Annotated in this window: 7 protein-coding genes; all 7 read left to right on the plus strand. The window is 51.0% G+C overall.

Going from position 1 to position 25,445, the window contains the following annotated elements; translation table 11 throughout:
* The first annotated feature begins 116 nt into the window (after positions 1–116).
* Positions 117–1,565 carry an ABC transporter ATP-binding protein gene (locus CUS_RS13045; RefSeq protein ID WP_002851487.1) on the plus strand — a complete coding sequence of 483 codons (1,449 nt, stop codon included), beginning with the start codon at positions 117–119 and terminating at the stop codon, positions 1,563–1,565.
* A 747-nt stretch (positions 1,566–2,312) separates the two neighbouring features.
* Positions 2,313–3,089 carry a thioesterase II family protein gene (locus tag CUS_RS13050; protein WP_002851536.1) on the plus strand — a complete coding sequence of 259 codons (777 nt, stop codon included), beginning with the start codon at positions 2,313–2,315 and terminating at the stop codon, positions 3,087–3,089.
* 1 nt (position 3,090) lies between these two features.
* Positions 3,091–12,288: a non-ribosomal peptide synthetase gene (locus CUS_RS13055; RefSeq protein ID WP_002851544.1), complete on the plus strand. Its 9,198-nt coding sequence runs from the start codon at positions 3,091–3,093 to the stop codon at positions 12,286–12,288.
* A gap of 1 nt (position 12,289) precedes the next feature.
* Complete coding sequence (locus CUS_RS13060; RefSeq protein ID WP_002851533.1) at positions 12,290–14,035, plus strand: non-ribosomal peptide synthetase; 1,746 nt, start codon at positions 12,290–12,292, stop codon at positions 14,033–14,035.
* Positions 14,032–16,041 carry a type I polyketide synthase gene (locus CUS_RS13065; protein ID WP_002851515.1) on the plus strand — a complete coding sequence of 670 codons (2,010 nt, stop codon included), beginning with the start codon at positions 14,032–14,034 and terminating at the stop codon, positions 16,039–16,041. The genes CUS_RS13060 and CUS_RS13065 overlap by 4 nt, the downstream gene beginning before the upstream one ends.
* A gap of 24 nt (positions 16,042–16,065) precedes the next feature.
* Entirely contained in the window at positions 16,066–21,360 is a 5,295-nt protein-coding gene (locus CUS_RS13070) for an SDR family NAD(P)-dependent oxidoreductase (protein WP_002851476.1), read from the plus strand.
* Positions 21,361–21,597: 237 nt separating this feature from the next.
* Positions 21,598–25,263, plus strand: coding sequence for a beta-ketoacyl synthase N-terminal-like domain-containing protein (locus tag CUS_RS18730; protein ID WP_002851534.1), 3,666 nt, complete (start codon positions 21,598–21,600; stop codon positions 25,261–25,263).
* Positions 25,264–25,445 lie beyond the last annotated feature (182 nt).

Consider the following 25,445-nt stretch of genomic DNA (forward strand, 5'->3'; position numbering starts at 1 on the left):
CTCCTAAGGACGATAAACGGCATGATACCACATGCTGCCGATGATGAATTTTCGGGCAGTCCGAAATTTCTTTCGCAAAATGCTTTCATAATATATCCCCGAAAGGCGGCGGTGGCATGATAAGAATTCAAGGGCTGAAATTCAGCTACCCCGAACAGGGAGAAGCGGTGCTGAAAGATATCACGCTTGAAATCGGGCAGGGCGAAACAGTGTTGCTGTGCGGTGTAAGCGGGTGCGGAAAATCAACGCTCCTAAGGACGATAAACGGCATGATACCACATGTAACAGACGGCAAGATCTCGGGCGTGGTCACTGTCGGGGGAGCTGCTGTTGATGACACGCCGATGTACGAACTATCAAGGCGGACAGGCAGTGTTTTCCAGAATCCTAAGTCGCAGTTTTTCAACCTTGACTCGGACAGCGAACTGGCATTCGCTATGGAGAACGCAGGTCGCCCGTCAGCTGAGATACGTGCGCGCATGGAACAACTGACCGAACTTTTCGGGATAGAACATTTGCGCGGGCGAAGCATTTACGAAATGTCGGGCGGTGAAAAGCAGATACTTGCCATAGCATCTGCCTGCATGAATGACCCCGATGTTCTGGTTTTGGACGAACCCACCGCGAACCTTGACCCTGCTGCGATAGTCACCATGCAGAAGATACTTGCTGTACTAAGATCACAGGGCAAGACCATTGTCATTGCAGAACACCGACTGTCTTTCCTGCGGGAACTTGCGGACACAGTATGTATAATGCAAAGCGGCAGGATAGTACAGCGAATGTCGGGAAAAGATTTCTTCGCGATGAATGAAGATACTCGCATATCACTGGGACTGCGTCAGCTTGCAAGCAGACCTCTGACGGCATCACAGAAGCCTGCGCGGGGCGAAGAACTGCTATGCGCGAAAAATATATCAGCCGCTTACGGAAAACACAAGGTACTCAGCGGGCTGTTTTTCAGGGCATATGCGGGTGACATCATCGGCGTAACAGGCAGGAACGGTGCGGGAAAATCGACACTGTTCAGGCTGATATGCGGGCTGCAAAGACCATCGGGCGGGAGATTTCTGACAGGCGGTAAGAACTGTTCTGACAAGCAGCTGCGGCAGCATTCGTGCATAGTCATGCAGGATGTGAATTTTCAGCTTTTTGGCGAGAGCGTGATCGATGAATGTATGATATCATCCGATGATGCAGATGAAGCAAAAGCCGAAAAGGTGCTTGCTGATATGCAGCTGACAAAGTGGCGTGAAAGTCACCCGATGGCGCTTTCGGGCGGGCAGAAGCAGCGGTTGGCGATCGCGGCGGGGCTGATGCAGGATAAGTCGGTGTATTTATTTGATGAACCCACCAGCGGGCTTGACTATCAGTCGATGATACAGGTGCGCGACAGGATACGCGAACTTTCACAGCGGGGCAAGGCGGTATTCGTCATCACACACGATATGGAACTGCTTGATATGCTGTGCAGCAGATGTTTTTTCGTGCATGATGGGGGTATCAGCGAGATATACGCCGATGACGGTTACAGCAGGGTAGTCACAAAACTGCTTTGCGGGTGAAACGGAAATATAGTGGTGACGTTATCTTTCGGCGCTTTATGCGCGGGAAGATGAGCGCCGCCTGTTTTTATACCTTTTTTAGCCTATACAGGGTGGAAATAACCATTTTCAGGAAGTAAAATATGTAAAATGAGAGGAAATTATCCGTATGACTATGCGGGCTGAATATCTGTTTGGAACATTGATATGAAGTACCGTTCACGGCAGATGTCGGAACGGTCGGGAAGTGCCCGTACAGGGTCTTGCGCTTTTAAACTTCGTCATTACACCGCGTTTCGGCGTCTGTCCCTCTTATGCACTTTGGCGTGGGCGGAGGCGGTGGGGTGCGAGAGTTCTTCGTCTGATGTGGCAGGTACGTTTTCAAGCTGCTGCGGGGAGTACAGGAGTATTCCCGCAGATAGTCGTACCGTAGTTCCGATAAGGGCGGTGAACAGCGTGCATACTCTCCTACAAACAGTCAAAAGCGGGCAAAAGTTGTACGTTTTTGTACAACTTTTAATAAAATATGTCTAAATCAAAATAAAAATCATATGATTGTACGAACGGTGGAGGTGATATTTGGTCGATGTGACGATGTGCTGAGGTCGGTTCAAGTGATGGTATCGTTTTCAGAAGTGATTTTCAGTGCGGCGTTCACGGAAGATAAACACTAGAAAAATTTGGAATATACTAATGTTACGTATATTGGTTAGCATACACTAACTATGACATATTATCAATTAAGTCAAATGAGGAGGTAAAAGAATTATGGGATATAACAAGAATGCAGGTACGGCGCTGAATACGCGGTGGATACAGTATCAGAAGACATCAGACACGCCGTCGATGAGGCTGTTTTGTTTTCCGTATGCGGGAGGAAGTGCGCTGTTTTATTCGAGGTGGTTCAAATATCTTGAAGAAGATGCGGAGGTATTCCCTATACAGCTTCCGGGACGCGAAAGCAGGATAGATGAGCCTTTACAGCGTGTTATGAGCGTTGTGATAGACAAGATAGTTGAAGAGATAGCACCTCTGCTGACTGAGAACACGGCGTTCATCGGGCACAGCATGGGCAGTATGATAGCCTACGAGGTCGCAAAAAAGCTGGCAGAGAAAAACATGCAGATGCCGAAGCACATCTTTTTGTGCGGTGCTGTTCCGCCCGATATGATAGGCGAGTGCGAGAAGATACACATGCTTTCGGACGATGAATTCTGTGAGAAGCTGAAAGGATATGAGAGCATAACATCTGAACTGATGAAGTATCCCGAATTCTACAAATTCTTCCTGCCAGTAATAAAGGCGGATTTTGAACTTATAGAAACTTACCGTTTCGGCGGTGACTGGAAGATGCCCTGCCCTGTTACGATATTTTCGGGGACGGAAGACCCGTATGTACCCGCAGCGGCGCTGGGACAGTGGGGGCGTTTCTGTGAGAAAGAGCCGCAGATAATCACATACAGCGGCAATCATTTCTTCCTGAAAGAGCATATCGAAGAGATATGCGAGATAATAAACAACTGCATGAAAGTAGAGGATAATTAACATGTCAGGTATTTACGAAGCTATACGTTTGTCAGCAGAAAAGCACAGGGAAAAGACTGCTGTCATCGCAGAGGGGCGAAGCTATACTTACGGTGAACTGATAGCCGCCGCAGAGGGATATGCAGCCGAACTGGCAGAACAGGGCATATCCGATAAGGACACGGTGGCGGTATACCGTGAGCGCAGTGACAGGCTTATAATAACTCTGCTGGCACTGCTGAAAACAGGTGCGGTCTATGTGCCGCAGAGTGCATCATACCCGCGCGAAAGGGTAGACAGCATCATAAAGACTGCGGGGTGCAGTTATCTTATAACAGACAGCGGTGTTGAAAAAACGGGCATAGAAGCCGGCGAACACAAAGATGCGGCTTATATGCTGTTCACATCGGGTTCAACCGGGACACCTAAGGGCGTGGTGACAAGCGGGAACGCTTTGCTGGCAGAACTTGAGAGCTGTCAGCATAAGATAGCCTACCGTGAAAATGACAGGGTGCTTTTCAAGGCGGCGGTAAACTTTGCGTTCTCGATATACGAGATATACATGCCTTTGCTGAACGGCGGCACTGTGGTGGCAGTCGGTGAAGATGAAAGCCGCGACATCGCAAGTCTGGCGGGATATATGAAGCGTTACGGTATCACGGTACTGCCTGCTGTGCCATCGGTGCTGGAAGCACTTATGAAAAGAAGAGATGCAGACGAAGTTTTTGCGGCTGTGCGCGTGGTGATGTGCGGCGGTGAGGTGCTGAGCAGAAAGCTGTCAGACAGTTTTATTTCGCGGTATAAGGCACAGATCTGGAACATTTACGGCATGACTGAAACAACGGGATACATCACAGCGCATCTGTGCGGGACTGAGGACAGGAGCGAAGTGAACTCTGTCGGCACGCCGATAGACGGTATCGAGTATGTTATTCTGGACGAGGATATGGCTGAAGTGAATGACGGTACGGCAGGTATGCTGTATCTGTTTGAAGCGCCGATGATAAATGAATATCAGGACATATCGCAGTCAAGGAGAGTGGTGCTGGCAGACGGGCGCATAGCGTTCTGCACAGGGGATATCGTAAAGCGCGTGGATGGTGAGTTATGGTTCTGCGGGCGCAATGACAACATGGTGAAGATACACGGCAACCGTGTGGAACTGGAAGAGATAGAAAATCAGGCTGAAAAACTGGAAGAGGTCAGTGCCGCCATAGCGGGGCTGTACAAGCAAAATTCCATAATGCTGTTTGCGGAAAGCAGCGGTGCGCCCGAAGAAGTCGCTGAGGTACTGAGGGGGCATCTGAAAAAGCATCTGCCTGCGTACATGGTGCCTGCGGTCATATGTGTTGTGGAAGAACTCCACCGACTGCCGAACGGCAAGAAAGACCGTCCCACGCAGATAAGAGAATATCAGGAAATGACAAGTACAAAAGAACAGCAGGAAGACAGCTATGGTCTGGACGCACTTGAAAAGTGCATATTGAATATCATGTCGGAACAGCTGGGGCAGTCTGCCGAACCTGATGCTGATTTTTACGATCAGGGCGGCGACTCATTCGGTATGACTATGATGATACAGCAGATAGCTGAGATATGCGGTATACAGCTTTCGGCGGCGGAATTTATTTCGGCATCTACCGTAAGAGGGCTTGCAATGGCTGTGGAAGAAAAGCGAGGGAACAGTACTTCTGTGCTGATCGAGGAAACTAATGACAAGCACTATGAAATGACCGAGATGCAGCTTTCATATTTCTTTGACAGGAAGTATGCTGAGGACGGTTCTATACTGCCTACGGCGGGTTATGTTGAACTGGAATGCGGCGGATATGACAGCGCGAAGTTCGCATCGGCGGTGAAGGAGATAGTAAGGTATCACGATATACTGCGCACAGTTTTCAATGAGGACGGCACGCAGACTGTCATGGACAGTGCGGAGGTGGTCGTGGACGAAGAAGTTCTTGAAGATGAAAGCGGGATAGAAACATCAAGAAAGAAAATGCTGGCAGAACAGTTCGACCCCAATTGTCCGCCGCAGCTGAAAGTGCGTGCGCTGTTGCGCGGTGACGGTTCAGCGAGGATACAGCTGTATTTCGATGCCATGACAGCGGACGGACACAGCATAGCGCTGATGCTGGGTGAGCTTGATGATATCTACAGCGGCAGGCGCACACTGCCTGACGAAGAAAAGGCGCATTTTGGCAGTTATGTGAAATATCTGCAAAAGCTGACCGATACTGAGGCATATGCGGAAGATGCGGCTTACTGGGAGAAAGAGCGCAAGGCGCTCCCGAACGTGCTGGAACTTCCGCTGAAAGATTACAGCGGAAGAGTTACGGCTGAACAGCGACGCGCCGCTTTCACGGAAGAAGAGTGGCACAGGCTGGAAGAACGCGCAAAGAGAAACGGTGTGACAGCATTTACGGTCATGCTGACGGTCGTTGGGCTGGCGCTGAAACGACTGACTAGGAACAGCAGATATCTGCTTTGTCTGCCTGAGTCGATACGGCCTGAAAGCGGTGAGTTTGCACAGACTGCGGGAGTGTTCTCAAACTTTATCTATTTTGCATTTGACGGCACGCCGCGTCCGTTTTTGCAGATGCTTCGCGAAAATCAGAAACAGCTTCTCGAAAAGAAGAGCCATTCGCTTTACAAGGGAACTGAGATACTGCATGATTCTGCAAAAGAGAGCAGTACGCTGGGAAGCGGAGTGGTATCGGTGGTGATGACATCACTGCTGGGCAGTGAAACACAGCTTACCGCCTTTAAGAAAGTTTATATGGAGTCACATTCGAGCAATATACCGCTTGAACTGGTACTTGACCGTGTGGGCGGCGAAGTCAGCCTGCTGGTAAACTACATAAGCGAACTGTTCGATGCTGAGATGATCGACGGGCTGACCGAAACTGTCGGGGCGTTTGTGAGGAAGCTGACAGAAGAAAACTGCGGCTGGGAGGAAGTGCAGTACGCTCCCGTACCTGTAAGGGAGCAGGAATTTTTCAGAAAAGTTTCCGATACAGGAGCGCCGCAGGAGTACTGTGACACTGCGACTCTGCTGAGGGACAGCATGCTGAAAAATGCGGAGCGCACAGCTGTTGCGCAGGAGGACAGAAGCATCACTTATGCTGAACTGATGAAGAAGATGTATTCTTACTGTGCCGCGTTGAAGTCGGCGGGTGCTGATGGCGAAAGACCTGTCTGCATACTTATGCGCAAGAGCATCGAGCAGATAACAGCAGTCGTCGCGTGCGTATACAGCGGGATACCCTACATGCCGCTGGAGGAGGACATACCCGCAGAAAGGCTTCGCAGATGCCTTGAGAACAGCGGTGCGAAGATAGTTTTCTGTGACACCGATGCGCAGATACCTGCGGGCATTACGGTCATACGCCCTGCTGAGACAGCTGACAGCGCGGAAGTTTTCGAGCCTGTCAGACGCGGTGAACACGACCGCATAGCAGTGATACACACATCGGGTTCAACAGGCATGCCGAAAGCTGTGTGCATAGAACACGGCTCTTTACAGAATGCTGTGATGTTCACGGTGAAGAGGTATGATGTAACAGCGGCAGATGCGGCGATGGCTGTTACAAATCTGGCACATGATATGTCGATGTTCGATGTATTCGGAATGCTGTTCACAGGCGGCAAGATAGTCATGCCCACCCATGAGAAGCGCAAAGACCCCATGCACTGGCTGGCGCTTATGGAACAGGAGAGAGTGACTGTATGGAACTCTGTACCTGCGCTGATGGAGATGTTCATGATATATGTTCAGCAGAGGGGGATAAAGCCCGAACTTCCGCTGAGGCTGTTCTTTCACGGCGGTGACTATGTGCGCCCGACGCTGGTGAAGTTCCTGTTTGGCACTTTCAGCGGGTGCAGGGCTGTCAGCGTGGGCGGACCTACCGAAACGACACTCTGGAACATATACCACGACATCACCGAAGAAGATATCGAAGCGGGCTTTATACCCTACGGAAAGCCTATCGACGGAAACAGGTACTATATATTTGACAAGGACAGACAGTCTGTAGCTGTGGGTGTGACGGGATATCTGTACGCGGGCGGCATCGGTGTATCGCAGGGGTATCTTGGTGATGAAGCGCTGACGGCTGAGAAATTTGCGGCTGACCCGATAACAGGCGAAAGGCTTTACAACACGGGTGACTTGGGCTGTTATCTGCCTGACGGAAGCATTAAGTTCATGGGCAGAGATGATGCGCAGATAAAGATAAACGGCAAGCGCATAGAAACTGAGGAGATAGCCGCAGTTATACAGCGCTGTGAGAAAGTGACCGCCTGCGAAGTGATAGGTGACATTCAGGAGAAGAGGATAACTGCATTTTACTGTGCATCGGGCGAGGTATCGAGAGAGGTCATGCGCGATGCGATACTGCGTGAATTGCCCGAATACATGATGCCTGCGGCATTCGTGAAGATGGACAGACTTCCGCTGACAGCAAACGGCAAGACCGACCGCCGCGCACTGCTTGAAAAGGCACGCGAGATGCGTGAGGAGAGCGGTGTGCAGTCGGCAGGGCTGACGGCTGAGGAGAGAAAGCTGAAAGAGTTATACGATCAGTATACTTCAAACAGCAGTTACGACCCCGATGATCCGTTCCTGATAGCGGGCGGAAATTCGCTGAAAGCGATACAGTTCACATTTGCGCTGAAAGAACAGTATGGTGTTGACATTGGGCTGGCGGAGTTCTTCAAACATTCATCGCTCAGGGAACTGGCAGAGTATCTGAAAGGTCAGGGCGGTACAGCGGCGGCTGAGGAAGATGGGGACGGATTTGTTCTGCCATCGAAAAACGGTGCGGACGAGAGCGAACCTTTCCCGCTGACAGAATTACAGCAGGCGTACCTTGTGGGCAGAAAGAACACGATGTCGCTGAACGTTGTGACACACGGCTATATCGAAGCGGAGTGCAGGGATTACGACCATGAAAAACTGCTTAGAGTGGTACGCAGACTGATAAAGCGTCATGGAGTGCTGAGAGATGTGATATCTTACGACAACACACAGCATATAGAACCTGATGTGCCTGATTTCGAGATACCCGTCATTGACCTGCGGGGGAGGTCGGAGAAATTCAGACAGCGCTATCTGAGTTATGTCAGGAGGACGATGATGCTGTGGAAACTCGACCTTGACGAGATACCGCTGGTGAGGATACATGTTGACCTGCTGGGCGACAGCCATGCGCTTTTGCAGATATATTTTGACACGCTGATAATCGACGGCGCGGGATACACTCTGCTTTATAATGAACTGGAAGCGCTGTATGAGGACGAGGACACTGTTCTGCCTGAGATAGATGTGACATTCAGAGATTATGTGATGTACAAGGTGCATCAGAAGACAACATCAGAATATGAAAAGGCAAAGCGTTACTGGCAGAAGAGGATAGAGAACATGCCTGATGCGGTCGAACTGCCGCTGAAACAGGATCCCGACAAACTGGGGCTTGCGCAGGGCGTGGTAAAACCCTGCAAAATAAGCATGGAAAGCTGGTACCGCATCAAGGCGGAGGCTGAGCGCAGGGGCGTCACGGGATTTGCAGTGCTGTTCACGGTATTCTCGGAGGTCATAGCACGCTGGGACCGCAAAAAGCGCTTCCTGCTGAGCATACCGCAGACTGACAGACCTGCCGGACTGAAAGGCATAGAGAAAACGCTGGGCGAATGCGCGACTTTCATGCTGGTAGAGGTGGAGAGCCGTCCCGAAGAAACATTCATACAGACCTGCATGAGAAATTATGAACAGATAATAGAAGCCAGCGAGAACAGTGCGTTCAGCGGTGTGGAGGTGCTGAGAGAGGTCTACAAGTCGAAGAACAATTACGGAAGTGCGCTGGTGCCTGTGGTATTCTCGACACTGACAGACTATGAGCAGACTGAGCGAAAGCATTTTGTGACACTGTTTGATGAAACGCTGACCAGTCAGATATGGATAGACATAGATGTGCGTATACTCAACGGTGAGATGACCATGAACTGGAACATACCCAAAGGCTTGTTCGATGAGGATATGATAGACGACATGACAAGTATCGAGAGTGAGATGCTTGAAAGACTGGCGGCTGACTATTCGGTATGGGACAAGCGTCAGGAGATAGAACTTCCTGAGAGGGACAGAAAGATAATGTCGCGGGCAGTCATCGATGAGATGCCCATAGCTTCAAAGAGCATTCAGGCGAGGATAGCTGAGTCGTTCACCAAAAACAAAGAACGCGAACTGCTTGCCGCAGACGGTGAGCATTTCACATACTCTCAGACAGCGGCTATGGTGCGGGCTAAGATGGACATGATGTGCAAAGCGGGCGTTAAAGCAGGTGACCGCATCGCGGTGGCGCTGGGCAAGTCGGCTGAACAGGTGATATGCACACTGGCGGCTGTGATGCTGGGTGCAGTATATGTGCCTTTTGAAGCTGAGGTGCCTGCGCAAAGGCTGGCATACTGCATGAAGAACACAGGATGCAGGTTCATATTTGCTGAGAGCGGGCGCGGAGATGTGTATGAAGATGCAGTGGAATTGCCGTCAGAACTTGACAGAGAAGCAGATGACAGTGAGATAACATACTGTGACTTTGCGGGTGATGACCTGCTGACCATCATACACACATCGGGTTCAACGGGGCAGCCTAAGGCAGTGATGGTGCCGCAGAGAGGTGTGCGCAACGCCATCGACTACACGCTGAAAAAGTTTGAGATAGGCAGTGATGATGCGGTGCTGGCGCTGACAAATCTGGCGCATGACATGTCGATGTTCGACCTGTTCGGCATGATACTGGCAGGCGGCAGGATAGTGATGCCTGCGGAGAAGAATATAAAAGACCCTGTTTGCTGGCTGGACTGCATAAAGCGTGAGAAGGTGACGGTATGGAATTCGGTGCCTGCAATGCTGCAAATGCTGGACAAGGTGATGGAACAGGAGAAAGTCGATAAAATAAGCAGTATACGCAGGCTGTTCACGGGCGGTGATTATCTGCCTGTGCCGCTGATGCAGAAATTATCCGAGAAGATGCCGAAAGCGATGCCGGTATCGGTGGGAGGTCCTACAGAAACTACTCTGTGGAACATATACCACATCATCAAGCCTGAGGACTTTTCAAAGGGCAAGATACCTTACGGCAGACCGATCGCGAACAACAGGTACACTATCCGTGACGAGAATATGCGGATAGTTCCTGCGGGTGTTACGGGCATGATGTACTGCACAGGTGTGGGCGTGACAGCAGGTTACTGCAACGATATGAAAGCAACTTCACAGAAATACACTTATGACGAACAGGGCAGGCGCATGTACTGCACAGGCGATCTGGGACGGTATATGCCCGACGGCGAGATCGAATTCATGGGCAGAGATGACTTGCAGATAAAGATAAACGGCAAGCGAATAGAACTGGCGGAGATAGAACGCGCTCTCTGTGAGATGGAGGGTGTTACGGCGGCAGCGGCGGCAGTATCGCCCGACAGGACACAGATATGGGGCTACTATGTTTGTGACAGGGAATATGATGATGCCGAACTGCGTGCAGTGCTGGCAGACTCACTGCCCGTTTACATGATACCGAAGGCGTTCATGCGGCTGGAAGCACTGCCCCTCAGCAGGACGGGCAAGATAGACCGAAAACAGCTGCCCGAACCTGAACGTAACAGGGAGAGCAAAAACAGGGTGCTGACCCCGCAGGCGCGTAAACTGCTTAGTCTGGCGGGCGAGGTGCTGGGGCATGATGACATAACGATGGAGGACAGTTTCTTTTTGGCGGGCGGCGATTCGCTGTCTGCGATAGTGTTCTGCAAGCGTGTTGAAGCGGAGTTCGGCTGTGCGTTCAGTCTGACGGATATATTTGAAGCGCCCGAATTCTTGGCTATACTGCAAAAGCTGGGTAACGGCGGAGAAAAGGTTTCCGCAATGCCGCAGATAGAACGTCAGCATCAGGAGGGTCTGCCGGAAGGCACTGAGTATACAGGCAGGATATCCTGTGCGCAGGAGGGCATCTGGCTGCACGAGATGTTTGAGAAAGACAACCTGTTCACGCTGACGGGCATGTGTGAGATAACAGGAAAGCTGAACACTGAAATGTTTGGTGAAGCGGTACAGCGTGCGGTGAAGCGCTATGATGTACTGAGGACAGAGTTCGGTGAGGACGACAATTTTGACCCTGTGATGAATGTGAGGACTGATGGAAGTATACCGCTGATGACGCAGGTGGTGGCAGAGGAACAGCTTGGAAACGAACTTGAAAAGCTGAAAGCACTGCACATCACGCTGGAGGACAAGCATTTAGCGCAGTTCAGGCTGTGGGTGACAGGTGAGGACAGGTATCTGTTCATCATCTCGATGCACCACATAATATGCGACCAGGCAACGTTCAGGCTGATACTGCATACGGTGCGTGAAGAATATTTCAGGCTGACAGCAGGCGAAAAGGCAGAGGAGGCAAATCCGATACGCTTCTGCGACTATGCGGCTTGGGAGAGCAGTCACGAACTGCCCGAAGAGAGCGAAAAGTTCTGGAGAGATGCACTTGAGGGTGTGACGGAAACTGCGATGCCGGGTTCTGTGAAGGCAGACACACATTCGGAAGTGGGCATGACGGCAGATGTCAGGCTTGACAGCGAAGAGTTCGGACGGTTGATGCGCAGTTTTGACAAGCACCATGTAACGAGGTATGTGGGCTTCTTTACACTGCTGACGCAGTTCTTGCACAAGATAACGGGCAAACAGCGGATAGCGGTAGGCAGTCCTGTGTCGGTGCGCAATTTCATGGGCATGGACGACACGGCGGGTCTGCTGGTACACGAAACGGTATTTGTCAGTGAAAAGGCGGAGGATATAAGCGAGGCATTCGCTCATGACAAGCACATGATACCCGAAACGATGACACATTCGGTACTGCCCTTTGAACTGATAACGGAGAAGGTAGACAGCACGAAAAAGCATCTGCCGTTTGACCTGCATTTCAATTACATTGAAGAGAACGAGGAAGAGGCGCAGGAGGACAAGGAGCCGAAATTCGGTGCGCTTGATTATGTCAAGAACAGGATGCAGCACAACTTCGGACTTTATGCCGAACTTATAAACTCAAAGCCGTTGTTGCAGCTTACTTACAAGAGTTCGTACATGACAGCTGAGAGTGCAGAGAAACTTGCAGAAGAGTTCAGGAGTTATCTGCTTGGCTTTATTGATAACGAAACAGAGGGATAATATGAAAATAACAGAAAATTCGACCGTTGGCGCACACTGGCAGGAAGCTGTCAGCCGATACAGCACAAGCTGTGCTGTATCGGACGAGGTGTGCAGTCTGACATATCAGCAGGCAGATGTCCGCATGGGCAGGCTGCGTGCTTATCTGAAAGCTGAGGGGATAAAGGCGGGGCAGGTCGTCGGGATAGATACCTTCAACTGCGCCGACTTCTGGGTGGCTGTGATGGCGATAGTCACAAGCGGCTGTGCTTATCTGCCGCTGCCGCCGCAGTACCCCGAAGAGAGAAAAAACTTCATGCTGAGTGACAGCAAGGCTGTGTATCGCTTTACGCGGGAAGAGATAGAAAGGATATGCGGCGATGAGAACGCCGCATACAGCGGTGAAGTTTCAGACGATCCCGAAAGCCCCTGTTATGTCATATACACATCGGGCACGACAGGCAAGCCTAAGGGCGTGATGATACGTCAGAAGTGGCTGATGAACCTCTGCCGCTGGAACATTGAGGTAACGGGGCTTACAGCGGACAGCAGAGTGCTTTCGCTGAACGCGCTGTGCTTTGATGCGTCGGTGAAGAACATCTTTTCACCGATGATGGTGGGTGCGGGGCTGCTTATGAACATTGAGCGCCCGATGGATATAGCTGCGCTTTACAGCTATATCTCAAAGCATCAGCCGACACATATAAACGCGACACCCGCTCTGCTTGAACTGCTTGCAGAAGAAGCCGCCGCTGATAATTACAGCGGGATGAAAACTTTGCGCTGTATCATGTCGGGCGGTGAGGCATTCCGCAAAAAGCCGCTGGCTGCGCTTTGCGGTGCGGTGAAGGGCATACGTGTGCTGAACGTATACGGTCCGACAGAATGCACCAGTGTGACCACCTGCCATCAGGTCACGGCTGATGAACTGGCAGACAGCGCGGCGGCTGTGCCCATTGGCAGACCCATCGGCGGCAAAAAGGTGCTGACTGTGGGCAACGATGGCAGAAGATGTGCGGCAGGCGAACAAGGTGAACTGTACATCGGCGGTATCGGCACAGCTGAGGGGTATCTTGACCGCCCCGAACTTACGGCGGAAAAATTCGTGATGTATGAGAATGAAAGATACTACCGAAGCGGTGATCTGTGCAGCATAGATGCTGACGGTGCGGTACACTATTTCGGCAGGATAGACACGCAGATAAAGCTGAACGGCTACCGCATCGAAACAGGTGAGATAGCGGCGGCGGCAGAAGCTGTCAGCGGCATAAAGTCGGCGGCGGTGATATTTGAAGATGAAAAGCTGACACTCTGCTACACCGCAGAGGGCGAAACTGAGGTATCGAAGATAAAGGAAGTACTTGCGGGAACTCTGCCGACATACATGCTTCCCGCGCAGTATCTTGAACTTGAAAAACTGCCTGTTACCGAGAGGGGCAAGACCGATCTTGCAAAGCTGAAAGAGATATGCCGCGAGCATTTCGGCAAAGCTGAGGGCGGTGTGCAGGAAAGACCTCAGCAGGAAAATGCGGCGCAGGACATGACTTCACAGGTCATCGGGATATGGGCGCGTCTGCTGGGGCGGCAGGATATAAAGCCTGCGGACAATTTCTTTGATGTTGGCGGTAATTCGCTGAAACTTTACAAGATGGGAAAGCTGATGGAGAGAGAATTCGGTGTGCCAATAGACCCGATGGATCTTATGGAACTATCCAGTGCGAAAAAGACGGCTGAGTACATCTCAGGGCTGAAAGGAGCGGTAAAATGAATATTGCTATCGTAGGTATGGCGGGTGTTTTTCCGGGTGCGGACAGCGTGGAAAAATACTGGGAGAATCTCTGTGCGGGCAAAGATACTATCACAAGGACAGGAGGACCTGTGCAGTGTGAGGGATACATGAAGATAAACGCATTCGGCAGTATTGACGGCATGTATCGGTTCGATGCGGAATTTTTCGGCATGGGTGAGCGCGATGCTATGGAAACCGACCCTCAGGAGAGATACATGATGATGATGGCGCACCATGCGATGGAGGACGCGGGCATCACGGTGGGTGAGAATGATGACCGGATAGGACTGGTGTGCGGTGCTAAGGAAAACGAGTATGCTTATCGCCGCTATTATCAGACGGGGCTTACGGGCATAGAGAGGGAAACGGCAAAGATGTATCTCGGTGCATCACTTGCCACCAGAACGGCTTACAAGCTGAACTTTCAGGGACCTGTCGTACAGCTTCGCGCCACATGTGCAACGGGTCTGGCGGCGGCGCATCTGGCTTGCGGTTTCCTTGAAAGCGGCGAAGCTGATGTGATGCTGGCGGGGGCGGTGAATCTTTCGCCGCAGAACAGGTATTACGCTTACATGGACGGCGGCATAACATCTGCTGACGGTCGCGGCAGGGCTTTTTCGGAGGACGCGAGCGGCTGTATACCCGGTGACGGAGCGGCTGTGGTGGTGCTGAAACGCTATGAAGATGCGGTGCGCGACCATGACCGCATATATGCTGTAATAAAGGGCAGTGCGCTTAGGAATGACGGCAGTGTGAAGATGGGATTTTCAGCACCGAGCCGCACAGCAGAGTTCAGAACGGTAAGCGATGCTTTGCAGTCAGCCGAGATAAAGCCCGAACAGGTAGACATGGTGGAAACACACGGCACTGCCACAAAGCTGGGCGACATGGTGGAACTTGGTGCTTTGCGGCGCATTTTCAAGCCTGAACAAAAGCTGATACTGGGGGCGGTGAAGAACAACATCGGACACCTGAACTATGCGGCAGGCATTGCGGGGCTGGTAAAGACGGCACTGGTGCTGAAAAACAGGACAGTTCCGCCTGTGGTGAACAGTGAACATGTCAGCAAAGCGGCTGAAGAAGGCGGATTTGTGCTTAACCGCGAGTGCATATCACTTGAGGGCAGACACCCTGAATATCCTCTGACGGCGGGGGTAAGCAGTTTCGGCATCGGCGGGAACAATGTACACATGGTATTGCAGGCTTGCCCAAAAGAAGAAAAAGTCGGTGAACCGCAGGAGAAGATGCTGTTCTTCCTGTCAGCGATGACTGAAAATTCGCTTAAAACGTATGAAGAAAAGTTTGCAGAATGGGCAGGCGGACACCCCGAACAGTGGCAGAATGCGGCGTACACCCTTTGTGCGGGCAGGAGAGCGATGGCTTGCAGGAGCATACTTGTTGCTGAAAACAAGGGCGGCAGTATAACGGTCAAGCCGTATGAGGCTGTCGGAGAGGCAGATGAAAAGGAGTACACGCTCACGGCTTTCACGGCTGACGAACTTGAAAAGGCGGCAGACACGTTCCTTGCGGGGGGCGTGATAACGGCTGAGAGGGCGACCGATGCTGATGTGCACATCATATCTCTGCCGAAATACTGTTTTGCAGACACCGAATACGACCTGTTTGCAGGCGAAGAGGAAACTTCCGAAACGGCGCAGGCTTCATCGGAGAGTGCGGAAAATGTAACGCCGATGCAGGCTGTGACGGACATCATCACAGAGGTGACGGGATGCAGTTTCTCACCCGAAGATGACATTGAGGCAACAGGGCTTGACTCGCTGACATTTGTGATAGTTTGCTCGAAGATAGAAGCAAGGTACGGTGTCAGCTGTGCATCTATCGACCTGTTTGCCTACGACACCACAGGCGAACTTTTGAATGATATCACCGAACGCATCGGAGAAGTGAAGTCTGATACGGTCGGTGAAGATAACGGACCAAAGCAGGATATGACTGTAGAAGATCTGTTGGATCTTATATCGTAAAAGACGATAAGGAGGTTGTTGACTATGAATGAGATCCTTGATAAAATAAAAGATCTGACACCCGAAAAGCGTCAGAGGTTCATGGCATTGATAGAGCAGGACGCGGAGAAGTATCAGATATATCCGCTGTCGGAAGAGCAGGAGAGAATGTATTTTCTCTACCGCAGTTCACCGAATGACCCTTATTACAATATCGTATTTGCTATGGGATTTGGCGAAAAGTACAGCGATGAGGTCATTATAAAAGCGTTAAGACAGCTTTACAGCGAGCAGACTATGCTGCGTGCGGTGGTAATGGAAGCAGGGGACAGGATATATCAGTGCATAATGAAGCAGGACGAACTTCCGCTGACGACTGTTGAAACGGACGGTGCCATCTGGGAGAAAAGCTGTGCTGAACAGCTGGCGCATCAGCAGGTGACACCATTTGACCTGAACCGCGCGGTGCCTGTGCGCTTTACGCTGATAAGCGATGGCAAACGCAAAAAGCTGATAACAGCTGTACACCATATGTTTGCGGATAACTGGTCGGTGGGACTGATATGCGGCAGGCTGAGGACGCTGTGTGCCGAGATATGTGAGCGCGGCAGTTTCACGGAACAGAGCGGCGGCAGTTATTATGATTTTATCCGCTGGCAGAAAGCGGCAGTCTTTTCGGCTGACCGCGATTACTGGAAAGAACAGCTGAACGGCTGTGTACAGCGCATACATCTGCCAAAGGACGGCAAAGATGCGAAAAACGGTTCTAACGACAGCGCGACTGCTGTGGCTGATCTGGGGGCTGAGCGCAGTGAGAAGATACGCAATGCTGCAAAGCAGGCGCAGGTATCGGTGTTCAGCTATCTGCTGACTGCTTTCGGGCTGGCGATGTCTGCGGCGAGCGGTCAGAGTGAAGTAGTGGTAGGCACGCCTGTTTTCAACCGTGTAAAGGAAGAATTCCAGAGGACGGTAGGCTGTTTTGCCAACACCATAGCGGTGCGCATGTCGTTTAATGACGAGTATATGCTGACACATCTGCGCGGTACACACAAGACTGTCAGGGAGGGGCTGGCGCATCAGTCATTGCCGTTCAACCGCGTGGTGGACATGGTGTGCGAAGACAGAGATCCCCGCATAACGCCGCTTTATCAGGTGATGTTCAACCTTGAGAGCGAGAGCGTATTCGGCAATCAGGCGCAGTATGCGGGCGATGATATAAGCATGGAGATACCTGATGAGAGCAGGAAGGTACAGTTTGACCTGATATGCGGTGTAATGGAAAGGGAGCATATATATCAGGCGGGATTTGTATACAGGAAAGAACTGTTCTCGGAAGAAACTGCAAATGCTGTCAGGGACACATTCTTAGATGTGATAGATGCGATGCTGGCTGATGTGCAGATGTCTGCTGAAAGCGCCGCCGCAGAACATAAGGCATGGTTCGCGGAGAGGTCTTCGGCTTATGCGAAGAAAATTTCCAAAAAGCTGGAAGAACGGTTCAGTCATGCTTGTTTTGATGCTGATATCGAAGATAACTGCCTGATGATATCATATGTGAGCAGTGACAGCATACCGACTGAGGATATGCTCGAAACAGTGAGTGCGTACACTGACAGCCCTGTGATATTCATACATGCGTTCTCAGTGGGATTTATAGATGATGCGCAGGTGCGCAGACAGTTTGCTGTGATGGCACAGCAGGAAGAAGCATTCCGCAAAAACGGCGCTGTACAGTTTGCAAGAAGCGAGGAACACCGTCAGAAATGGATATGGCAGGACACTGAAAAGAAGAGTTCGGCAGAGAAGAGCGAAGCGGTCGATAACGATGCGCCGCCTTCATACATGGAGGGTGCGCCGCTGGCGGAAATACCATATCACACCCTTGCTGACATTCTGCTGAAAGCGCCTGCTGAACTGATGAAGAACACGATACGCACAGTGCAGTACGGCGGTGCTGAGCGCGAGATGACATATGCACAGCTGCTTGAAAATGCGCGTACTGCCGCCGCATCTCTCAATGCGATGGGCTTGAAAAAGGGCAGTTTTGCGGTGTTGCAGATGTCAGACCTGTATGACTGCATCACGATATTCTGGGGTTGTCAGCTGGCAGGAATAGTGGCGATACCGCTGGGACTTCCTCAGGGGCTTGAATACCGTCTGAACGATGCCGCAACCAACAAGGTATGGAACGTTTGCAGACTGCTGGAAGATGCTTACATCATCGCGGGCGACAAGGAAACAGCAGGCATGGAGAAGTTTGCGGCACAGACCGAACCGCTGTGCGTGAGAAAGATGCTCAGACCCTCTGAACTTTACGGCGGCGGCAAAAAGGGTTCGTACATATGTGAAGATGTGGACGAACATGACATTGCGGTGATGCTGTTCACATCGGGCAGTACGGGTGTACCTAAGGGAGTAATGCTGGATCACCACAATATCATCAAGCGTTCACAGGGAACTTCACAGCGATACGGTTTTGATGATAAGGAAGTTTCACTCAACTGGATGCCCCTTGACCATGTGGGCGGACTGGTAATGTACCACATACTTGATGTATACGACCACGCATCGCAGATACAGGTGGAAACTGCCGAGATACTGACCGACCCGCTGAAATGGCTGAAACTCATCGACCGCTACCGCGTGAGCCGCACATGGGCACCTAACTTCGCATACGGTCTGGTGATGGAAGAACAGGATAAGATACCCGCACTTGATGTTGACCTGAGCTGCTGCAAATTCATACTCAACGGCGGCGAGGCTATAAACTTCACAGCCTGCGACCTTTTCCTGAAAACGCTGGAACAGAAAGGTCTTGCATACAGTGCCATGAAGCCTTCGTGGGGCATGACCGAAACAAGTTCGGGCATACTTTTCTCAGACCGTTTCGGGCAGATAGTCTACCGAAATTCTGTAACTGTGGGTACGCCGAATGACGGCGTGAAAGCCATCATAGCCGATGAAAAGGGAAACGCTGTGCCGCAGGGAGCGATAGGCAGGCTGTTAGTTGCGGGTGAAACTATAAATCGAGGATATTTCCGAAACGAGGAAGAGAACCGCAAATGCTTTGTTGATGGCGGCTGGTTCGATACGGGCGACTTTGCATCTGTCATTGACGGCGAGATAGTCATTACAGGACGAAACAAGGATATCGTCATAGTAAACGGTGTGAACATAACCTGCCTTGAGGTCGAAAAAGCGCTTGAGGAGCTGGACGGCATAATGTCGGGCGGTGTTGCGTGCTGTGGTGTGCGTGACGAAGAGAATGTCAACGACAGAGTGCTGATATGCTTTACAAAAACTGATGCCGTCAGAGATGACCTTGACGGGATAACAAAGCAGATGCAGAACGTGCTGATGCGTCAGTTCAGCATATTTGCAGATGAATATGTGGCGCTGGAAGAAGAGCAGATGCCGCGTACCGCCATCGGAAAGATAGACAAGAAACTGCTGGTCAAGAAGTATCAGGCGCATGAGATATCGGGTCAGCGTTCGGTATCGGGGGCAGGTATCAAGGCTTGCATGTTCACGCTGGAACGAAAGTCTGCGCCTGCGGGAATATCGGGAGCGGAGTCGTATCTTAAGTTCACACAGAGCGGCGAACTGCCCGAAGAACTGCCTGAAAAGCTGTATTTCGTGCCGTCTGATGACGTTTCCGCAGAGGATATTATGGCAGAGATCTCAGCCATAGCAAAGAAACTCTGCGATGACCGCAGGGACACAGTGCTGTTGGTGAGAATGCCCTCATATGATACCGAAAAGTGGGCGCTTGTCAAAGGATATCTGGCGGCACTGCCGCTGGAGGAAGCGTGGGTACATACTGTGCTGGCTGTGGCAGATGAGAAAACTGCGGAAGAACAGATAGTATCCGAGTTCAGCGCACGCGAGAACCGCTATCAGCAGAACAGGACGGTATTTTTTGACGGCGGTGTGCGTAAGACAGAACAGCTTTCGGCATACATGCCCGATACTCAGAGCGACTGGAAAAAGACATGGGAGGGAAAGACCACTGTTATTTTGGGCGCACTGGGCGGTGTCGGCTCGCTGTTCTGCGAATATCTGATGAAAAACTGCGGCGGTGATTACTATCTGCTGGGAAGGGGAGAACTTTCGGCAAACAGCGCTAAAGCGGCTGTCTATGAAAAGCTGACGGCGATACGCCCTGCAAAATATCTCAGCTGTGATATATCTGTCAGCGGCAGGCTGACGGAGGTGCTTGATGCGATAGAAGCCGAGTCGGGCACGATAGACAATATCGTGAACTTTACTGGCGATGCAGGTGCGGTATCACACTGGGAAAGCCCCGAAAAGCATCTGATACGCAATCAGAACAAAGAGAGCATAAAGCAGTCGATGACGGTGCGCCGCAACGCTGTTGATGAACTGGCGGGATATGCTTCGCACAGCAAGGAAACGCATATTTTCATACTTTCCAGCATAACAGCGGTGTTCGGCGGATATTCATTCGGAGGTTACAGCGCGGTATCATCGGCACAGTTCTACCGATTTGCAAGCGACCCGCAGTTCACGGTCGCGGCAAGCAGCAAGTGGCATGACATCGGCATGAGCAGCGGCGAACCCGAAGAGAACTACCTGCTCAGTGAAAGGCTGGGATTTGACACACTGAGGGGCGAAAAGAGCGCGGAATATCTGGTGAAGCTGTTTTCTGTCAAACCATCGGCGGTGATGTACGGACTTAACGACCACAACTATCAGATACTAAAGTCGGTAAATGTACACACAGGCACGAGCGGTTTCCGCGCAGACAGCAAGGGCGCTGTTCTGTCGGGAAAGGTAGATGCAGCGGCAGTTTCGGGCGGCAGAGCGTCGGCTGCGGAGAAAATGCGCAATATATGGATAAAGACGCTGAAGATAGATGCGCTTGCAGACGATGACAGGTTCTTTGAGGTCGGCGGAAATTCGCTTAAGAGCATAAACCTTGTCAGCCGCATAAATGAGGAGTTCGGCACAGACCTGACAGTTGTTGACCTGTTCGAGAACCCCACAGTTCGTCAGCTGACTGACAAAGCCATCGAGAAAGGTGCGGCAGTCGGCGGCGGTGATGCGGACGATATGTCGGGTATATGTGAAGAACTGAAACACATATGGATAAAGACGCTGAAGATCGACAAGCTGTCTGACGATGACAGGTTCTTTGAGGTTGGCGGCAACTCGCTCAAGAGCATAAACCTTGTAAGCCGAATAAATGAGAAATTCAAGACAGAACTGACGGTCGTTGACCTGTTCGAGAACCCGACAGTTCGTCAGCTGTCAAGAATAATAAGCGAGAACAGCGCGGCGGCAAGACCCGCTGTTTCGGCAAAGACATTCGACATTTGATCTTTTCGGACGAACGTAAACGCTGTGGCTCGGTATTTCTTCTGCCGTAAAAGCGGGAAGAGATCTATAGCGATCCGCCTTAAAATTCAGACAAGATCCGGTCACAAAACCCATAGATCCGAGCTTTAGCGACCGGATCTTGTGAATTTAAATAGTTGGATCGCTATAAGATGCACACATGTGTGCCCGACATGGTGGTTACGTTCGACTGTATATTATTTGTAAAGGAGTTAGTAGATGAATTATAAAGATATTGCTGTAATCGGAATGAGCATGCGTTTACCGCAGGCGAAAAATGCTGATGAACTGCATCGTAATCTCAGTGAAAAAAGGGACTGCATACGCAAAGTTCCGCAGAGCCGTATGGAACTGCTCAAACTCGACCCTGACACCAATTACCTTGAGGTCGGTTATATAGACGATATTGAGTATTTTGACCACCGCTTCTTCAACATATCTTCGATGGAAGCTGATGTAATGTGCATAGAACAGCGCATGAGCCTTGAAATGGCGGCAGAAGCCATACTCGATGCAGGTTATTCGCTGGAGAGTTTTCGCGGCAAGAACTGCTGTGTTTATTATTCAAGCAGTGAAAACGAGTACAAACTGCTGTGCGGTCAGGAGTCGGCGGCGGCATACACAGGAAATCTGAAATCGCTGACTGCGGGCAAGATATGTTATTATCTCGACCTGCGCGGTCCGAATGTTACGGTGGACTCGGCTTGCTCGTCATCGCTGGTGGGCATGCACGAAGCCTGCATGAAGATAGTATCGGGCGAGTGCGAACTTGCGCTGATAGGCGGACTTACTGTAAACATCTATATTCCTTGCTTTGATGACAAGGATTTCAACAATCTCGGTGTAATATCGGGCGGCGGCAGGAGTTATTCATTTGATGCGAGGGCACAGGGCACAGGCATGGGTGAAGGCGGCGGTTTTGTACTGCTCAAATCGCTGGACGCGGCACGCAGAGATCACGACCACATATACGGTATCGTGCGCGGCAGTGCCATTAACTGTGACGGCTCGCGCGGAAGCAGTCTGACAGCGCCCAGTGTGGCGGGTCAGCAGGACGCTATACTTGAAGCGTGGCGCAGAGGTAATGTGAGCGGCAGTGATATAACAGAGTTTGAAGCACACGGCACAGGTACGCTGATAGGTGACCCGATAGAGGCGGAGAGCATTGAGAACAGTCTGAAAACATCGGCTGACGGCGGCGAAAAGGTATGGCTTTCGGCAATGAAATCCAGCACAGGACATCTGGCGGCTTCGGCAGGCATCGCGGCGGTGCTGAAATGCGCTGTGCAGTTCGACAAGGGCGTTACATATCCGCTGGCGAATTTTGAAACACCAAATCCCTACATAGATTTTGAGCACATGCGCTTACAGCCTTTGCAGGAGGTACATCACTGGGAGAAAGGCAAGCGCCGTATCGTCGGCATAAATTCATTCGGTTTCAGCGGCACTAATGCGCATGTCGTTATGGAAAATGACAGAGAAGAACATATTCTGGGAGAAAAGGGAGAAATGGTGCTGAAACTCAGCGCTAAGGACGAAAATTCGCTGAAAGAGATGGCGGCGCAGACAGCGGCATTCATTCGCCGGCACAGTGACAATATCGGCAACATTGTTTATACTATGGACACAGGGCGCGACGACTATGTATACCGTATCTGTGTCAGCGGAAACTCGGCTGATGAGATAGCTTCCTCACTGGAAAAAGCCGCTGTGAAGCAGACTGATGAACGTAAGACTGCCCTTGTGCTGATGCAGCCTGAGGGTCTTACAGCTGAGATGCTGGCAGAAAAGACAGAGGCACTGTGGAGGCTTTTGAAGGCGGGATTCAGCTATGATTACCTTATCGCAGATGACTTCGGCAAATTTGTGGCGGCACAGGCGCAGAATGACAGCGGCGCAGACTTCGCTGAAACTGCTGAAAAATTTGCATCTGCGTATGCAGACAAGTCAGCCGCAGCGGTAAACAAGCTGACTGAACTGAGCGGCAGCGAAAAGCTGACAGCGGTATTTATGGGGGAGATACCCGCAGGAATGCCCGAAAATGATGCTTGTATCGCGCTTGGATATGTATCAAAGAGCGCTGAGAGTTTTATCTGCGAATACTACGCTGCAGGCGGCAATGTAAAATGGGATATGCTGTTTGATGCGAATGAATACTACAAGACCAGTGCGCCCACATATGTTTTCAGCAAGGTAAAGCACTGGATATATCCTAAGCACAAGTTCTCTATGCTGGGCATAGTTGACAATATAGAAGAGGAAGAAGCACAGCAGAAAGAAGCGACAGGCAGCATAGAGGAATTCCGTGAGAAGATGCTGGCGCTGTGGACAGAAGTGCTGGAAGAGGAGATAACTGCGCAGGACGATTTCTTTGACTGCGGAGGTAATTCTCTGACAGGCATGATGATGATAGAAGAGGTAAAGAACAGATGGGGTATAGAAGTTGACTTTGATGATGTTTACGACCATGCTACCGTTGAGGAATTCTGCGAATACCTTATGGAGATAGCCGCAGAAGCACAGCCTTCTGCCGCAGACGAAGCATCGGAAGAGGCTGAAAAGGTCGAGATACAGGACATACCCGAAGATGCGCCGTTTGAAACAAACCAAACCCAGCGCATGATATTTGATGGCATAAAGGAATATCCGAACAATTCAGGCTGGAATCTCTGCATGGCGATAGGCTTGGAGGGCGATGTGGATATAAGCCGTCTTGAAAAGGCGCTGGATATGCTGATACGCACCAACGACAGTCTGAGGACTGTCATAAGCGATGACGGTCTTACACAGAGAGTTCTGCCGCACACAGACTATAAACTGCCTGTGATAGAAGCGGAAGGGGAGTCTGACGAGGAACGGCTTGCATACTGCCGCGAACTGGTGAACAAGGCGGCTAATGTTACAGTGCCGATAAAGGATAAGCCCGCTGTTGACTTCCGTCTGCTGCGTGTGACCGATAAGTATTCGATACTGTATCTGGCGCTCAACCACATAAATTCCGATGGTTCATCGCTGGGTGTGATGCTGGGGCAGATAAACCACTATTATCGCGGCGGCGAACTGATAAAGATGCCGCACGATTTCCGTGAGAACTCGCTTTATCAGGCGGCTTTTCCGACTTCGGAAAAGGGCTTGCAGCAGCGTGCTTTCTGGGAGAGATACCTTAAGGGCATCGACTTCACCCCTCGCTATTTCCCTGACGGCGACACAGGTGTGACGACTGAAAAGGCTGTCGGTAAAAATCTGGTGTTCCCCATAAGCGAAGAACTGGCACAGAAGATCCGCACAGTCAGCCGTCAGTTCAAGGTAACGCCGTACATCTTTACTCTTTACGCATTCCAGGTGATGGTGGCAAAGCTGATACAGCGCGATGACCTGTTCAGTCTGTCGGTGCTTGCCAACAGGCGAGAACCTGCATATCAGCAGATAATGGGCTGCCTTGCAAAGCTGGTGATAGTGCGCACAAAACTCGACAGAGGTGCAAAGCTGGGTGACGAGATGCACAGGCTGAATGAAGATATCCGAAATATACAGGATAATCAGGAATACCACCTTACCCCGCTGCTGGAAGAGATACGCGGTGAAGCACCGAGAAGCATGAACGACTGGGGCGAATTCTTCATGGCATTCCAGAATTACAAGAGCGAGGAACTGTCATTTGAAGATCTGAAACTTTCGCTTGAACCCATAAGCAAGGACGGCTGCATGACGAAGTTGCAGCTGGCTGTCAGCGAGAATGCACGCGGCATGTACGGCATCTTCCAGTACAACGAGAGCGTGATAACAGATGCGACGGCACTTAAGGTACGTGACCTGTATGTGGCTCTGCTGGAGAGAATGGCTGAAAAGCCTGATATGACGGTAGAAGAACTGCTGGCTGAGTGATGCTGTTGTTTTACAGCGTTAAGCATTAAAATTCAGACAGGATCAGGTCACACAGACCAGATATCAAAGGTTTAACGACCTGATCTTGTGAATTTAAAGAGTTGGAGCGCTGTAAAAAGATTTCCATAGACGAAAAGGCGGTCATCCTGACGGGTGACCGCTTTTTCTTATATATATATATC

Origin of the sequence: Hominimerdicola alba 8, assembly GCF_000178155.2 — a bacterium.
GTDB classification, from domain to species: domain Bacteria; phylum Bacillota; class Clostridia; order Oscillospirales; family Ruminococcaceae; genus Hominimerdicola; species Hominimerdicola alba_C.

What these genes read in the sequence shown, in the direction of transcription:
- CUS_RS13045 (WP_002851487.1), top strand. Translation starts at nt 117, where the DNA reads ATGATAAGAATTCAAGGGCTGAAATTCAGCTACCCCGAACAGGGAGAA.
- CUS_RS13050 (WP_002851536.1), top strand. Translation starts at nt 2,313, where the DNA reads ATGGGATATAACAAGAATGCAGGTACGGCGCTGAATACGCGGTGGATA.
- CUS_RS13055 (WP_002851544.1), top strand. Translation starts at nt 3,091, where the DNA reads ATGTCAGGTATTTACGAAGCTATACGTTTGTCAGCAGAAAAGCACAGG.
- CUS_RS13060 (WP_002851533.1), top strand. Translation starts at nt 12,290, where the DNA reads ATGAAAATAACAGAAAATTCGACCGTTGGCGCACACTGGCAGGAAGCT.
- CUS_RS13065 (WP_002851515.1), top strand. Translation starts at nt 14,032, where the DNA reads ATGAATATTGCTATCGTAGGTATGGCGGGTGTTTTTCCGGGTGCGGAC.
- CUS_RS13070 (WP_002851476.1), top strand. Translation starts at nt 16,066, where the DNA reads ATGAATGAGATCCTTGATAAAATAAAAGATCTGACACCCGAAAAGCGT.
- CUS_RS18730 (WP_002851534.1), top strand. Translation starts at nt 21,598, where the DNA reads ATGAATTATAAAGATATTGCTGTAATCGGAATGAGCATGCGTTTACCG.